13 protein-coding genes, 1 pseudogene and 1 riboswitch are annotated in these 15203 nt (G+C 73.9%); of the genes and pseudogenes, 10 read left to right on the top strand and 4 right to left on the bottom strand.

The features are described 5' to 3' along the window. The first annotated feature begins 21 nt into the window (after window positions 1-21). A complete protein-coding gene (locus IE278_RS08650; RefSeq protein WP_189770383.1) occupies window positions 22-1257 on the top strand; it encodes an inorganic phosphate transporter in 1236 nt (411 codons plus the stop codon). Between the two features lie 12 nt (window positions 1258-1269). Then, entirely contained in the window at window positions 1270-1491 is a 222-nt protein-coding gene (locus IE278_RS08645) for a hypothetical protein (RefSeq protein ID WP_189770381.1), read from the top strand. A gap of 93 nt (window positions 1492-1584) precedes the next feature. On the opposite strand, the gene IE278_RS08640 is transcribed toward IE278_RS08645, so the two are convergent. After that, a complete protein-coding gene (locus IE278_RS08640; RefSeq protein WP_189770379.1) occupies window positions 1585-1914 on the bottom strand; it encodes a hypothetical protein in 330 nt (109 codons plus the stop codon). A 63-nt stretch (window positions 1915-1977) separates the two neighbouring features. Then, a riboswitch (cobalamin riboswitch) is annotated at window positions 1978-2119 on the top strand. A 116-nt stretch (window positions 2120-2235) separates the two neighbouring features. Between IE278_RS08640 and IE278_RS08635 the strand changes: the two genes are divergently transcribed. The 5 genes from IE278_RS08635 to IE278_RS08615 are packed head-to-tail and all read left to right on the top strand — an operon-like array spanning window position 2236 to window position 9046. Beyond that, complete coding sequence (locus IE278_RS08635) at window positions 2236-3240, top strand: cobalamin biosynthesis protein (RefSeq protein WP_189770377.1); 1005 nt, start codon at window positions 2236-2238, stop codon at window positions 3238-3240. Continuing rightward, window positions 3237-4757: a cobyric acid synthase gene (locus tag IE278_RS08630; RefSeq protein WP_189770374.1), complete on the top strand. Its 1521-nt coding sequence runs from the start codon at window positions 3237-3239 to the stop codon at window positions 4755-4757. The genes IE278_RS08635 and IE278_RS08630 overlap by 4 nt, the downstream gene beginning before the upstream one ends. 52 nt (window positions 4758-4809) lie before the next feature. After that, window positions 4810-6945, top strand: a complete 2136-nt coding sequence (locus IE278_RS08625) for a putative cobaltochelatase (RefSeq protein ID WP_189770372.1) — start codon at window positions 4810-4812, stop codon at window positions 6943-6945. Next, a complete protein-coding gene (cobO, locus tag IE278_RS08620; protein WP_189770369.1) occupies window positions 6945-7544 on the top strand; it encodes a cob(I)yrinic acid a,c-diamide adenosyltransferase in 600 nt (199 codons plus the stop codon). Before IE278_RS08625 ends, cobO begins: the two co-directional genes overlap by 1 nt. Further along, window positions 7544-9046, top strand: coding sequence for a cobyrinic acid a,c-diamide synthase CobB (locus IE278_RS08615; protein ID WP_189770518.1), 1503 nt, complete (start codon window positions 7544-7546; stop codon window positions 9044-9046). The genes cobO and IE278_RS08615 overlap by 1 nt, the downstream gene beginning before the upstream one ends. Window positions 9047-9075: 29 nt before the next feature. Here the strand turns inward: IE278_RS08615 and IE278_RS08610 are convergent, their stop codons facing one another. After that, entirely contained in the window at window positions 9076-9804 is a 729-nt protein-coding gene (locus IE278_RS08610; protein ID WP_189770368.1) for a ZIP family metal transporter, read from the bottom strand. Between the two features lie 72 nt (window positions 9805-9876). On the opposite strand from IE278_RS08610, the pseudogene IE278_RS08605 reads away from it, so the two are divergent. From IE278_RS08605 to cobC, 3 genes and pseudogenes are all read left to right on the top strand, one after another. Continuing rightward, window positions 9877-10305: pseudogene (locus IE278_RS08605) on the top strand (cobalamin biosynthesis protein); the annotation flags it as partial. A gap of 264 nt (window positions 10306-10569) precedes the next feature. After that, window positions 10570-11370, top strand: a complete 801-nt coding sequence (locus IE278_RS08600; protein WP_189770366.1) for a sirohydrochlorin chelatase — start codon at window positions 10570-10572, stop codon at window positions 11368-11370. Beyond that, window positions 11360-12472, top strand: coding sequence for an Rv2231c family histidinol phosphate aminotransferase CobC (gene cobC / locus IE278_RS08595; protein WP_189770365.1), 1113 nt, complete (start codon window positions 11360-11362; stop codon window positions 12470-12472). The genes IE278_RS08600 and cobC overlap by 11 nt, the downstream gene beginning before the upstream one ends. Window positions 12473-12844: 372 nt before the next feature. Here cobC and IE278_RS08590 read toward each other — a convergent pair whose 3' ends face one another. Beyond that, window positions 12845-13738: an SCO1860 family LAETG-anchored protein gene (locus IE278_RS08590; protein WP_189770364.1), complete on the bottom strand. Its 894-nt coding sequence runs from the start codon at window positions 13736-13738 to the stop codon at window positions 12845-12847. Window positions 13739-14045: 307 nt separating this feature from the next. Then, window positions 14046-15146: an amidohydrolase family protein gene (locus tag IE278_RS08585; protein ID WP_189770363.1), complete on the bottom strand. Its 1101-nt coding sequence runs from the start codon at window positions 15144-15146 to the stop codon at window positions 14046-14048. Between the last annotated feature and the right edge of the window lie 57 nt (window positions 15147-15203).

Raw genomic sequence — 15203 nt, 5'->3', positions numbered from 1 at the left:
GTCCAACAGAAGCCTGGGTAAATGGAACACATCACGCTCCTCCTCGGAATCGTGATCGTTACCGCTCTCGTGTTCGATTTCACGAACGGTTTCCACGACACTGCCAACGCGATGGCGACGACCATCTCGACCGGCGCTCTCAAGCCCAAGACGGCGGTGGCCATGTCCGCCGTGCTGAACCTCGTCGGTGCGTTCCTCTCCGTGGAGGTCGCCAAGACGATCTCCGGCGGCCTCATCAACGAGGAGGGCATCCGCACCGAGGTGATCTTCGCGGCGCTCGTCGGCGCCATCCTGTGGAACCTGCTGACCTGGCTCCTGGGTCTGCCCTCCAGTTCGTCCCACGCGCTCTTCGGCGGCCTGATCGGCGCCGCGGTGATGTCGGCGGGCTGGTCCTCGGTGAACGGCTCGACCGTCATCACCAAGGTCCTCCTCCCCGCGATCGCCGCACCCGTGGTCGCCGGTCTCGCCGCGATGCTCGCCACCCGGCTCACGTACCGGATCAGCCGGCAGGCCGGTGAGAAGGCGACCTCCAAGGGCTACCGCGCCGGTCAGATCACCTCCGCGGGCCTGGTCTCGCTGGCCCACGGCACGAACGACGCGCAGAAGACCATGGGCATCATCACCCTGGCCCTGGTCACCGGCGGTGTGCTCTCCCCCGGCTCGAACCCGCCCCTGTGGGTCATCGTCTCGGCCGGTGTCGCCATCGCGCTCGGCACCTACCTGGGCGGCTGGCGCATCATCCGCACCATGGGCAAGGGCCTCACCGACCTCGCGCCGCCGCAGGGCTTCGCCGCCCAGACCAGCGCCGCGACGGTCATCCTGGCCTCCTCGCACCTCGGCTTCTCCCTCTCGACCACGCAGTCCTGCTCCGGCGCCGTGATGGGTTCGGGCCTGGGCCGCAAGGGCGGTGTCGTCCGCTGGTCGACCGCGACCCGCATGTTCGTCGCCTGGGGCCTCACGCTCCCCGCCGCCGGTCTGGTCGGCGCGGGCGCGGAGTTCCTGACCAAGCAGGGCACCTGGGGCATCATCCTCACCGGCGTGCTGCTGATCGCCGGCTCGGCGGTCATCTGGACACTGTCCCGCCGCGAGCCCGTGACCGTCGACAACGTCAACGACGACCACGAGCCCGCGGGCGTCGTGACCACCGCGATCGCCGCCGTCACCCCGCCCCCCGCCGGTCCGGTCGCCCCGGCCCACGAGCTCAAGACCACCATCCCGGGCCCGGACGCCGAGCCCGCCCGTCCGGCCACGGTGTAAGGAACGAACCGCATGAAGATCGACTGGGCAGCCCTCGGCTCCGTGTTCGGAGTCAGCCTCATCTCCACCGTCGCCCTCGTGGGCCTCTTCACCCTCGGCATCGTCGGCCTCACCAAGCGCGAGACGGCCGCCGCGCAGGGGGGCTCCGCGACGCTCGCGGTCACGGGCGCGTACGCGTGCTTCGCCGCGTGTGCGGCGGCGGTGGCGTACGGGATCTATCTGATCGTGGCCTGACCGGTACGGCCGCCGAGCCTGTGCGGCCGGGCCGACCGTCCGACCGGTTCAGCCGCCCGGCCCGTACAGCCCTCGGGCCGTACGTCCGGAGCGTCATCGTCCGCCCTGTCGGGGCCGCCTCAGCCGCGGTCCCGGCAGGGCGGTCGCATGTCCGCGCCCGAGGGGACGTCGAGCCAGTCCGGCAGGGTGACTTCCGCACGTCCGGGGGTGCGGACCCAGCAGCTCGCAGAGCCGGGACATGGAGCCGTCCTTCAGGCGGTCCAGATCGTAGGAGAGCGTGCCCAGACCCGTTGCCCCGGACAGCAGACGGCCGCTGAAGAGCCAGGCACCGACCTGGTGGGAGACGGGCAGGGAGACCAGGTTCGAGGCACTGCCGTCGTCCCACACCTCCTCGGGCCCGTCGCCGGCCGCCGGGGACAGCACCAGCAGGCCCCTCCTGTGGGTCTCGGCACACTCTCCCGTCGCAGGTCAACAGCAAGTTGACGGGTGTTCTCGGACCGTGGTGGACTGCCGAGGCCATGTACGTCGGCAGAAGAGGAAGCCGGTGCGAATCCGGCGCGGTCCCGCCACTGTTACCGGGGAATCGATCCCCCCGGGAGCCAGGAACTCTCGCCGTCGGTCTCGTCGAACCAGGGCGTGGACACCCTGAGTGAGGACATATCGCCATGCGCGCCCACCTGTTGTGGACCAGTGTGCCCGACCCCGGTACGAGGGTTCCTCCTCGCGTGACGGCGGGCTGACCCCGTGCGTGCCGATCGCGTCTTCGCGTACGGCGCCGCCGCCGGCCTCCTCGGTGACCTGCTGCTCGGCGATCCCCGCCGAGGGCATCCGGTCGCCGCGTTCGGCCGGGCCGCGGGCGCCGTCGAGCGGGCCCTGTGGCGCGACCACCGGGGATGGGGGGCGCTGCACACCGCCGTGTGCGCGGGCGGCGCCGTCTGTCTCGCCGTGGCCGCCGAGCGCTCCCTGCGCACCTCCCCCGCCGCTTCCGCCGTCCTGACCGCCGCCGCCACCTGGGCCGTCGTCGGGGGGACCTCCCTCGGGCGGGAGGCCCGGGCCGTCGGCGGGGCGCTGGCCGTCGGGGACATCGAGGTGGCCCGTGAGCGGCTGCCCCATCTGTGCGGGCGCGACCCGCAGGCCCTGGATGCCGACGGGATCGCCCGCGCGGTGGTCGAGTCGGTCGCCGAGAACACCTCCGACGCCGTGGTGGGCGCCCTGGTGTGGGGCGCGGTCGCGGGCGTGCCCGGACTGGTCGGCTTCCGGGCCGTCAACACGCTGGACGCCATGGTCGGGCACAAGTCGGCCCGGCACCGCCGGTACGGGTGGGCGTCCGCCCGGCTCGACGACGTCGCGGGATGGCCGGGGGCCCGGCTGACGGCTGTCCTCGCGGCCGTCGCCGGGGGCGACCCGCGGGGGGCCGTCCGCGCCTGGCGTGCCGACGCCGCCCGGCACCCGAGTCCCAACGCCGGGCCCGTGGAGGCCTCGTTCGCGGGGGCGCTCGGGGTACGGCTCGGCGGGACGCTGTCGTACGCGGGGCGGGTCGAGCACCGGCCCGTGCTCAACGGTTCCGGGCGGGCCGTGCGGGTCGGGGACATCGAGCGGGCCGTCCGGCTCTCGCGCCGGGTGGGCCTGCTCGCGCTGGGCGCGAGTGTCGCCGGCCGGCTGCTCGCCACCTCGCTGGCCACTTCACTCACCACCTCACGGACCAAGTCGCTCGCCAAGTCGCGGGTCACGAAAGGGCGTACGTCATGAGCGGGGGAACAGGCGGTGGGCTGCTCGTCGCCGGGACCACCTCCGACGCGGGCAAGAGCGTCGTGACCGCCGGGATCTGCCGGTGGCTGGTGCGGCAGGGCGTGAAGGTGGCGCCCTTCAAGGCGCAGAACATGTCCCTGAACTCGTTCGTCACGCGTGAGGGCGCCGAGATCGGGCGGGCGCAGGCCATGCAGGCGCAGGCCGCCCGCGTGGAGCCCTCCGTGCTCATGAACCCCGTCCTGCTCAAGCCGGGCAGCGACCGCAGCAGCCAGGTCGTCCTGATGGGCAAGCCCGTGGGCGAGCTGAGCGCGCGCGGCTATCACGGCGGACGCCAGGAGGCGTTGCTCGGGACCGTGCTGGACTGTCTGGCCGAGTTGCGGGGCACGTATGACGCGGTGATCTGTGAGGGCGCGGGGAGTCCCGCCGAGATCAATCTGCGGCGGACGGACATCGTGAACATGGGGATAGCGCGGGGCGCGCGGCTCCCCGTGCTCGTGGTGGGGGACATCGACCGCGGCGGGGTCTTCGCCTCGTTCTTCGGGACGGTGGCCCTGCTGTCGCCCGAGGACCAGGAACTCGTCGCCGGGTTCCTCGTCAACAAGTTCCGCGGGGACGTCTCGCTGCTCGAACCCGGCGTCGACATGCTGCGCGGGCTCACCGGGCGGCACACCTACGGCATCCTGCCCTTCCGGCACGGCCTCGGCATCGACGAGGAGGACGGACTCAGAGTGTCCCTGCGGGGGGCGGTACGCGAGTCCGAGGTCTCCTCCCCCGTCGGCGAGGACATCCTGCGGGTCGCCGTCTGCGCGATCCCCCTGATGTCCAACTTCACGGACCTGGACGCCCTCGCCGCCGAACCGGGCGTCGTCGTGCGGTTCGTGGACCGGGCCGAGGAACTGGTCGACGCCGACCTGGTCGTCGTCCCCGGCACCCGGGGCACGGTCCGGGCCCTGGAGTGGCTGCGGCGGCGCGGCCTCGCGGACGCCCTGGTGCGCCGGGCCGCCGAAGGGCGCCCCGTACTGGGCATCTGCGGCGGTTTCCAGCTCCTCGGCGAACACATCGAGGACGAGGTCGAGTCGAGGGCCGGCGCCGTCGACGGCCTCGGACTCCTCCCCGTACGCGTACGGTTCGCGCGCGAGAAGACCCTGACCCGGCCCGTCGGCGAAGCGCTCGGCGAACCCGTCCACGGGTACGAGATCCATCACGGGGTCGCCCGGGTGGACGGCGGCGAACCCTTCCTGGACGGCTGCCGGGTCGGCGAGGTCTGGGGGACGCACTGGCACGGCTCGCTGGAGTCGGACGGCTTCCGGCGCGCCTTCCTGCGCGAGGTGGCGTCCGCGGCCGGGCGGCGCTTCGTACCGGCCCCCGACACCTCGTTCGAAGGGCTGCGCGAGGAGCAGCTCGACCGGCTGGGCGATCTGATCGAGGAACACGCGGACACGGACGCGCTGTGGCGGCTCATCGAGTCCGGCCCACCGGCCGGACTGCCATTCATCCCACCGGGAGCACCCGTATGAGCTCGCGTGAAGGCCAACTGCGTTATCCGGGCTATGTGGAGGACGACAACCTGTGAGTACCCCGTTTCCGTTCACGGCCGTGGTCGGTCAGGACGACCTGCGACTGGCCCTGCTGCTGAACGCCGTCTCCCCCGCGGTGGGCGGTGTGCTCGTCCGCGGCGAGAAGGGCACCGCCAAGTCGACGGCCGTGCGCGCGCTCTCGGCGCTCATGCCGCAGGTCGACGTCGTCCCCGGCTGCCGTTTCTCCTGCGCGCCGGACGCTCCCGACCCGGCCTGCCCCGACGGCCCCCACGAGGTGGGCCCGGGAGTGCCCCGTCCCGCCCGGATGGTCGAACTGCCCGTCGGCGCCTCGGAGGACCGTCTCGTCGGCGCGCTCGACATCGAACGGGCGCTCTCGGAGGGCGTGAAGGCCTTCGAGCCCGGCCTGCTGGCCGACGCCCACCGCGGACTCCTGTACGTGGACGAGGTCAACCTCCTCCACGACCACCTGGTCGACCTGCTGCTGGACGCGGCGGCGATGGGTGCCTCGTACGTGGAGCGCGAGGGCGTCTCCGTACGGCATGCCGCGCGGTTCCTGCTCGTCGGGACCATGAACCCCGAAGAGGGCGAGCTGCGGCCGCAGTTGCTCGACCGGTTCGGGCTCACCGTCGAGGTGGCGGCCTCGCGCGAGCCCGACCAGCGGGTGGAGGTCGTACGGCGGCGGCTCGCGTACGACGACGACCCGGAGGGGTTCGCGACGCGCTGGGCCGACGAGGAGTCCGACGTACGGGCGCGGATCGTGGCCGCGCGGAAGCTGCTGCCGTCGGTGCGGCTCGGCGACGGCGCGCTGCTGCAGATCGCGGCGACCTGCGCCGCGTTCGAGGTGGACGGCATGCGGGCCGACATCGTGATGGCCAGGACCGCGACCGCGCTGGCCGCGTGGGCGGGGCGGACCGACGTGCTCGCCGAGGACGTACGGCAGGCCGCGCTCCTCGCGCTGCCGCACCGGCGCCGGCGCAATCCCTTCGACGCGCCCGGTCTCGACGAGGACAAGCTCGACGAGACGCTGGAGGAGTTCGCGGGCGACGAGGACGGCTCGGGCGCTCCCGAGGGCCTCGACGACACCGACGGCACCGACGGCTCGGGGGACTCCGGCGATTCCGACGGTTCCGGCGACGACGACCCGGATCCGGACGGGCCCGGTGGCGGTGGCGGGCGGCCCCCGCAGGACGGGTCCGACGACGGTGGCGTCGACGGCGGCGACGGTTCCGGTGAGGTGCCCGCGCAGGGCGAGGCACCCGCGAACGAGTCCGAGAACGGGCGGGCGCCGTCCCCCGGCGCCGGCGAGCAGTCCCCCGTACGGGCCGCCGAGCCCTTCCGTACGAAGGTGCTGAGCGTGCCGGGGCTCGGCGAGGGGGCCGCCGGGCGGCGGTCGCGGGCCCGCACCGAGCACGGGCGCACCACCGGGGCGCGCCGCCCGCGCGGGGCGCTCACCAAGCTGCATCTGGCCGCGACCGTGCAGGCCGCGGCGCCGCACCAGCGGGCGCGCGGACGGTCCGGGCCCGGTCTCGTCGTACGGCGGGACGATCTGCGGCAGGCCACCCGCGAGGGCCGCGAGGGGAACCTCGTGCTGTTCGTCGTGGACGCCTCCGGGTCGATGGCGGCCCGGCAGCGGATGAGCGCCGTGAAGGGAGCGGTGCTCTCCCTCCTCCTCGACGCCTACCAGCGGCGGGACAAGGTGGGGCTCGTGACCTTCCGCGGGTCCGCGGCCGAGGTGGCGTTGCCGCCGACCTCGTCGGTCGACGCGGCCGCCGTGCGGCTGGAGTCGCTGCCGACCGGCGGGCGTACGCCGCTCGCGGCCGGGCTGCTGCGGGCGCACGACGTGCTGCGGGTGGAGCGGTTGCGTGATCCGGCCCGGCGCCCGCTGGTCGTGCTGGTGACGGACGGGCGGGCCACGGGCGGGCCGGAACCGGTCGCGCTCGCCGGGCGGGCCGCCCGGCTGTTCGCCGCCGACAAGGTCGCCTCCGTCGTCGTGGACTGCGAGTCGGGGCTCGTGCGGCTCGGACTCGCGGGGCAGCTCGCGGGTGAACTCGGCGGTACGGCCGTCACCCTCGACGAACTGCGGGCCGACTCGATCGCCGGTCTGGTCAGGGATGTGCAGAGCAGCAGCCGAGGCAACAGCCAGGGCAACAGCAGGAAGGCCGCGTAATGCCTCAGGGACAGCCGAGTGTCGTACCGGACGACGGACTGACGACTCGCCAGCGACGCAACCGCGCGCTCGTCATGGTGCACACCGGGATGGGCAAGGGAAAGTCGACCGCCGCCTTCGGGCTCGCGCTGCGCGCCTGGAACCAGGGGTGGCCGATCGGGGTGTTCCAGTTCGTCAAGTCCGCGAAGTGGAAGGTCGGCGAGGAGAACGCGCTGCGCGTCCTCGGTGCCAGCGGTGAGGGCGGGTCCGTCGCCTGGCACAAGATGGGCGAGGGCTGGTCGTGGGTGCAGCGCGACGCCCAGCAGGACAACGAGGAGAAGGCCCGCGAGGGCTGGGAGCAGGTCAAGCGGGACCTCGCCGCCGAGACGTACAAGCTGTACGTGCTCGACGAGTTCGCCTACCCGATGCACTGGGGCTGGATCGACGTCGACGAGGTCGTGGAGGTGCTGCGGGCCCGGACCGGGACCCAGCACGTGGTCATCACCGGGCGCAACGCTCCCGGGAAGCTGGTCGAGTTCGCCGACCTGGTGACCGACATGTCCAAGGTGAAGCATCCGATGGACGCCGGTCAGAAGGGGCAGAGGGGCATCGAGTGGTGATGTCCTGCGGCGCCGGTTCCGGCCCTGGTTCTCTTTCCGGCTTCGGTTCCGGGTCCGGCGCCGGTTCCGTTCCCCGGTTGGTCATCGCCGCGCCCGCCTCGGGGAGCGGCAAGACCACCGTGGCCACGGGGCTGATGGCCGCGTTCGCCTCGCGGGGGCTCGCCGTGTCCCCGCACAAGGTGGGGCCGGACTACATCGACCCCGGGTACCACTCGCTCGCCAGCGGGCGGGTGGGGCGCAATCTCGACTCCTACATGTGCGGTCCCGAGCTGATCGCGCCGCTGTTCGCCCATGGTGCGCGCGGGTGCGATCTCGCCGTGGTCGAGGGTGTGATGGGGCTGTTCGACGGGGCCTCCGGGGAAGGGGAGCTGGCCTCCACCGCCCATGTGGCGAAGCTGCTGCGGGCGCCCGTCGTGCTGGTCGTGGACGCGTCCTCGCAGTCCCGGTCGGTGGCCGCGCTCGTGCACGGGTTCGCCTCCTGGGACCCCGGGGTGCGGATCGGCGGGGTGATCCTCAACAAGGTCGCGTCCGACCGGCACGAGGCGCTGCTGCGGGAGGCCATGGACCAGTCCGGGGTGCCTGTGCTGGGCGCTCTGCGGCGGGCCGAGGAGGTGGGTACGCCGTCCCGGCATCTGGGGCTGGTGCCCGTCGCCGAGCGGCGGGCCGAGGCGGTTGCCGCTGTCGCGGCGATGGGGGCGCGGGTGCGGGCCGGGTGTGATCTGGAGGCGTTGTTCGCGTTGGCGCGCGGCGCCGGGTCGTTGGGGGGTGCGGCGTGGGATGCGGGGGAGGCTCTGGCTTTCTCGCCCCCGCCGCCCCTTCCCGTCCCGTCCCCGGGGGCTGCGCCCCCGGACCCCCCTGTCGCGCCGCGCGCTCGTCCTCGAACGCCGGACGGGCTGAACAGGCCCGTCGTCGCCGTTGCCGGGGGGTCCGCCTTCACCTTCTCCTATGCCGAGCAGGCCGAGTTGCTGGCTGCCGCCGGGGCTGAGGTCGTCAGGTTCGATCCGCTGCGGGACGAGCAGTTGCCGGACGGGACCCGTGGGCTGGTTCTCGGGGGCGGGTTTCCCGAGGTGTTCGGGCCGGAGCTGTCCGCCAACGAACCGCTGCGCAAGGCCGTCGCCGCGCTCGCCGAGAGCGGGGCGCCCATCGCGGCCGAGTGCGCGGGGCTCCTCTATCTCTGCCGTGAGCTCGACGGGCTGCCGATGTGCGGTGTCATCGACGCCGGGGCCCGGATGGACGCGCAGCTGACGCTCGGGTACCGCGATGCCGTCGCGGTGTCCGACAGCTCGCTGGCCGAGGCGGGCACACGGATGCGGGGGCACGAGTTCCACCGGACCGTCGTGGAGCCGGGCGCGGGCACGGCTGCCGCCTGGGGGCTGCGTACTCCGGTGCGGCGGGTCGAGGGATTCGTACAGCGGGGTGTGCACGCGAGTTATCTGCACACCCACTGGGCGGGCTCGCCCGGTGTCGCCCGGCGGTTCGTGGAGAGGTGCGCCGGGTCATGAGACCGGCTCAGGGCGCCGGGGCCCCGGGCTCACTCCGCGATGCCGACGACCAGCCAGATGAAGGCCACTCCGGCGAGTGTGCACAGCAGGGTGGAGCGGGCGGGGTGTTCGTGGTGGGCCTCGGGGAGGATCTCGGCGGCGGCGAGGTAGAGGAGCGCGCCGCCGAAGAAGCCGAGGTACCCGCCGAGCAGATGTCCGGGAATGCTGAACAGCATCGTCGAGGCGGCGCCGATCACCGGGGCCGCGGCGTCCGCGACGAGCATCGCGACCGCCTTGCGGCGGGCGTTCCCGTACAGGGTCGTGATCGTGTACGTGTTGAAGCCGTCCGCGAAGTCATGGGCGATCACCGCGACCGCCACGGCCGCGCCCATACCGCCGCCCACCTGGAAGGCCGCGCCGATCGCCACGCCGTCCATGGCGCTGTGGCCGACCATCGCGGCGGCGGCGGTCAGGCCCACCTGGGGCGTACGCCCGTCGTGTTCCCCGCCCCCGTGCGAGGCCTGGCGCACGGCCAGCAGCCGTTCCACCATGTGGGCCGCGAGGAAGCCGGCCACGAACAGCAGCAGCGCGGCCGGGACGCCGAAGATCTCCTCGCCCGCCGCTTCGAGTGCCTCCGGCAGCAGGTCGAGGCCGACGACGCCCAGCATCAGGCCGCCCGCCAGGCCGAGTACGAGGTGGCGGCGGTCGGTGACGCGTTGCGCCGTCCAGCCGCCGGCCAGCGTCATGAGGAACGCGCCGAGCGCGACGAACACCGCCATACGCCCTTGCTATCCGATCACAGCGCCTTCACGCACGTTCGCCGCACTTCGGAGCCCGTACGGCTTGCGGAAAGATCCCCGTCCGAGGCCGATCTCGTCGTCGGAGTCGGTGCCTCCGGAGGGGTCCGGGTAGGTGAGGTGCTGCGGCTCGTCGAGGACGCCCTGCGGGACGCCGGGCTGTCCGCGCGGTCCGTCGCCGAGCTGGCGACCGTCGACACGAAGGCCGGCGAGCCCGGCATCCTCGGTGCGGCCGAACGGCTCGGGGTGCCCTTGACGACGTACAGCGCCGAGGAGCTGGCACGGGTCGACGTGCCGAACCCCTCGGGGGCGGCCCTCGCGGCCGTCGGTACGCCCTCGGTCGCCGAGGCCGCGGCGCTCGCCCGCGGCGGTCAGCTCCTGGTCCCCAAGCGCACGTCGTCCGCGCGACCGGCGAGGGCGACCTGCGCGGTCGTACGCCGGACCGGGCGCGGGCCGCTCCCGGCGGTCGAGCCCGGGGCCGGGGTCGAGGTCGGGACCGAGGCGGGGCGGGACCGTGCGGCCGAGGGTGGGCCGGGGCCGGGGTGCACGAGATGAGTGTGGGCGGGACGGCGACCCGCGAGGCCCGCGGTCGTAGGGTGGCGCAGCGCGGCCACCGTCGGCAGGAGGAGCCCAAGTGAGCCACCACAACCGTCGTCAGGCATGCGTCGCCGACCCGCCCGCGGCCGGCGTACCGCCCTGTCGGCCCGCCCAGCCCCCTCACCCCCTTCCGTATCCCGAGGAGACACCGTGACCACCCCCGCCCCAGCCCTGCTCCTCGCCGGCCATGGCACCCGGGACGATGCCGGAGCCGAGGCGTTCCGCGACTTCGTACGGGAGCTGGGCCGGCGCAACCCCGGCCTGCCCGTGGCGGGCGGTTTCATCGGGCTGTCCCCGCCGCCGCTCGGCGACGCGGTGGCCGAGCTGGCCGCCCAGGGGGTGCGCCGGTTCGCCGCGGTCCCGCTGATGCTCGTGTCCGCCGGGCCCGCCGGGAGCGACCTGCCGGCCGCGCTCGCCCGGGAGCAGGAGCGGTATCCGGGGACCTCGTACGCGTACGGGCGTCCGCTGGGCCCGCACCCCGCGCTGCTCGCCGTGCTGGAGCGGCGGCTCGACGAGGCCCTGGGCGGGTCGGCGCGCACGCCGCAGGACCGGGCCGGGGTGACCGTGCTGCTCGTCGGCCGCGGCTCGACCGACCCGGAGGCCAACGCGGAGGTGCACAAGGCGGCGCGGCTGCTGTGGGAGGGGCGCGGTTACGCGGGGGTGGAGACGGCGTTCGTGTCGCTGGCCGCGCCGGACGTGCCGTCGGGCCTGGACCGCTGTGCGCGGCTCGGCGCGCGGCGGATCGTCGTGCTCCCCTACTTCCTGTTCGACGGTGTGCTCCCGGAGCGGATCCGGCAGCAGAGCGAGGGGTGGGCGACAGCGCACCCGGAGGTCGAGGTGGCCTCCGCCGACGTCATCGGGCCGGAGCCCGAACTGCTCGACCTGGTGATGGAGCGCTACCGGGAGACGCAGCCGGCCGACGACGACTCCGCCCCCTCTCATGCGTACTGACAGCGGCGACAGAGACGGGTCCGCGTCCACGAGCGACGGCGGGCAGGGGCAGGGGCACGATCTGCGGCATCACGGGGACGCCGAGGTGCGTGACGACGGCTCCGCGCTCGTCGACCTCGCCGTCAACGTCCGTGCCGGTACTCCCCCGGACTGGCTGCGTGGCCGGATCGCCGCGTCGCTGGGCGGGCTGGCCGCCTACCCGGACGGGCGGGCCGCGCGGGCCGCGGTGGCGGCACGGCACGGGCTGCCCGTGGAACGGGTGCTGCTCACGGCCGGCGCCGCCGAGGCCTTCGTGCTGCTCGCCCGTGCGCTGAAGGTCCGTCACCCTGTGGTCGTGCACCCGCAGTTCACCGAGCCGGAGGCGGCGCTGCGGGACGCGGGGCACACGGTGGACCGGGTGCTGCTGCGTCCCGAGGAGGGGTTCCGGCTCGATCCGTCGGCCGTTCCCGAGGACGCGGACCTGGTCGTGATCGGCAACCCGACGAATCCCACGTCCGTGCTCCATCCGGCCGGGCTGATCGCGGAACTCGCGTGTCCTGGGCGGACGTTGGTGGTCGACGAGGCGTTCATGGACGCGGTGCCGGAGGAACGGGAGGCGCTCGCGGGGCGGACGGACGTACCGGGGCTCGTGGTGCTGCGCAGTCTCACCAAGACGTGGGGGCTGGCGGGGCTGCGGATCGGGTACGTGCTCGCGGCCCCCGAGACGATCGGCGAACTCGAACGGGCGCAGCCGCTGTGGCCGGTGTCCACGCCCGCGCTGGCCGCCGCGGAGGCGTGCATGACGCCGGAGGCGCTCGCCGAGCAGGCGCGGGCGGCTCAGCGGGTGGCCACGGACCGGGCGCATCTCGTCGCGGGGCTGCGGGAGTTCGCGTCCGACGGGGTGCGGGTCGCGGAGCCCGCGGAGGGGCCGTTCGTCCTGGTGTCGCTGCCGGGGGCGGTCGCTGTGCGGGAGCGGTTGCGGCGGCTGGGGTTCGCCGTGCGGCGGGGGGACACGTTCCCGGGGCTCGACGGGACGTGGCTGCGGCTCGCCGTCCGCGACCGCTCGACGGTCAACCGCTTCCTCCAGGCCCTGGACCAGGCGGTCAGCTTGACGAAACCCTAGGGCGGGGGCGACGGGGGGTATGGCTGGTGCGGCCGGTGAGAGCTGGCCGCGCAGTTCCCCGCGCCCCTCAGGGGCAGGAGGTGCCGCCGGTATGGCTCGTGCGGGACGGTCGGGGCTGGCCGCGCCGTTCCCCGCGCCCCTTGAGGGCGCGGGGGTGCGGGGGTGCGGGGGTGCGGCGAGTATGACGTCTGCGGGGCGGTGGGGGGTGCTTGCGTCCTTGCCCGCGCGGCTGCGGGGCTGTTTGGGGGCGCGGGGAACTGCGCAGTCTTTTGGCTTTTAGGGGCGCGGGGAACTGCGCAGTCTTTTGGCTTTTAGGGGCGCGGGGAACTGCGCAGCCCGCACCCCCACCGGGGCCGCGGGGCAAGCCCGGGGTCAGGGCCTGTGGCGGCGGGACCGGGCCAGCGCGCCCGCCCCGGCGAGCAGTAGCGCCGCCGCCCCCGCCACCACGTACGGCGTCGCCGAACTACCCCCCGTCTCCGCGAGGCCGGGCGCCGCCGCGGACGACCCCTGCGGCTTCACCCCCGGCGCGGGCACCGCAGGCGACTCGCACGTCGCCTCCGCCAGAGTGACCGTTCCTTCGACCTCCGCCACGTTCAGCTTCAGCGGGTTCACGGACACCTTGAGCCGCAGCGCCGTCGCCGCCGCCGTACGGGACGTGGTCCGGGTCGAGGAGAGGTCCAGGCGGACCTCACCGACCCCCGGCACCTTCACCTCCGTCACCCCACCGGCGGTGAGCGTCGTCCTCTTGCCGAGCACCGTCACCGCGCCCAGCGGATTCGCCGAGGCGACCGGCTTCTCCCCCGCCGCGCAGACCGCCTTCGCGGTGACCTGGTCGACCTCGATGAGGGACAGCAGAGGCAGCCCCGGAATGTGCACCTTGGCATGGGCGAGGTGCACCGCCCCCTCGGCCTTCTTCGCCGACACGGTCGCGCTCGCTCTGGCGACCTCCGCGCCGAGCACGGTGAACGGCTGTCCGCCGTCGACCCCGTCCAGCTTCGCGGTGAGCGTGGTCTTCTCGGCGCTCCGCGGCGCCTGTACCTCGTTGAGCGAGACCGCGAGCGGGACGTTCACGGTCTTGTTGAGCAGGGAGACGTCGAGTCCGGTGCGGAGCACGACGGCCGAGGCACGACCGTGGTCGCCGGTCGCGTGGGCCGGGCCCGCGCCGGCCAGGACCGCGGGACCCGCCGCCAGGGCGACGGCGACCGCGAGGGCGGCCGGCCTGCGGACAGAGACGCGTGCGGGCATACGGAAATCGGTGCTGTTCAAGGTGGTGGGACCCCCACAGGAGACAGAACTGGAGACGCGACACCACCGGACGCTCCGCTCGCAGGGACATGCGGGGAGCGTCCGGCGGCGTCGATGACGGGAATCCTTACGCACGGAGAGTGAACAGTCAGCGAGCTGACGGGAGTTCACCCGTACGTGGACTTTCCGCGCACGCCTTCGATTCACCCTGCACGTACGTTCCTCAAGGCCACCCAGATCACTGAACTGGCTGGAAAGCGCCCGTCGACGCGCCGGAGCGCGGGGAGGAGTGCGCGCCGCTCGGACCCCGGCCCGCGGTCACTCTCCGTCAGCCGACGACCCTGCCCTCCAGGACCACCCGCCGCGGTGCCGCCAGAACCCTGACGTCCGCCCGCGGATCCTGCTCGTAGACGACGAGGTCGGCCGGAGCCCCCTCCTCCAGTCCGGGCCGGCCCAGCCACGCCCGCGCGGCCCACGTGGTGGCCGAAAGCGCTTCGAGAGGCGGGATGCCCGCCGTCACCAGCTCGGCGACCTCCCCCGCCACCAGTCCGTGCGGCAGCGTGCCGCCCGCGTCGGTGCCGACGAACACCGGGATCCCGGCGTCGTACGCGGCTCGCACGGTGTCGTAACGCCGCTCGTGCAGGCGCCGCATGTGCGCCGACCACCGGGGGTACTTGCCCTCGCCCCCGGCCGCGAGCCGCGGGAACGTCGCGATGTTCACGAGGGTCGGCACGATCGCGACGCCGCGCTCGGCGAAGAGCGGGATCGTGTCCTCGGTCAGTCCGGTGGCGTGTTCGACGCAGTCGATGCCCGCCTCGACGAGGTCCCGCAGGGAGTCCTCGGCGAAGCAGTGCGCGGTGACGCGGGCGCCGAGCCGGTGCGCCTCGGCGATCGCCGCCTCGACCGCGTCGCGCGGCCAGCAGGCGCCGAGGTCGCCGGTGCCGCGGTCGATCCAGTCGCCCACCAGCTTCACCCAGCCGTCGCCGCGCCGGGCCTCCCGGGCCACGTACGCGACGAGGTCCGCCGGTTCGATCTCGTGCGCGAAGCCGCGGATGTAGCGGCGGGTACGGGCGATGTGGCGGCCCGCTCTGATGATCTTCGGCAGGTCGTCGCGGTCGTCGACCCAGCGGGTGTCCGCGGGTGAGCCGGCGTCCCGGATGAGCAGGGTGCCGGCCTCCCGGTCGGCCAGGGCCTGCTTCTCCGACTCGTCGTCGGGGACGGCGCCGTGGGGGCCGAGGCCGACGTGGCAGTGGGCGTCCACGAGTCCTGGCAGGGCCCAGCCGGTGAGGGTGCGGACGTCCTGGGCGGCCTTGCCCTGGGGGCGGTCGTAGGTGACCTTGCCGTCGACGACCCAGAGTTCGTCCCTGGCGTCGTCCGGGGCGACCAGCACCCGGCCCTTCACATGCAGCACCACCGACTGATCGCTCATGTCCGGCAGCGTAGTTCCTCACGGTCGTCCGTCGCCTGCGGCCCCGGTGCGGCCGGT

This window comes from Streptomyces tauricus, from assembly GCF_014650955.1.
GTDB lineage: Bacteria > Actinomycetota > Actinomycetes > Streptomycetales > Streptomycetaceae > Streptomyces > Streptomyces tauricus.
Note: the sequence above shows the minus strand (reverse complement) of the source record. Positions and strands in the feature narration are given on the sequence as shown.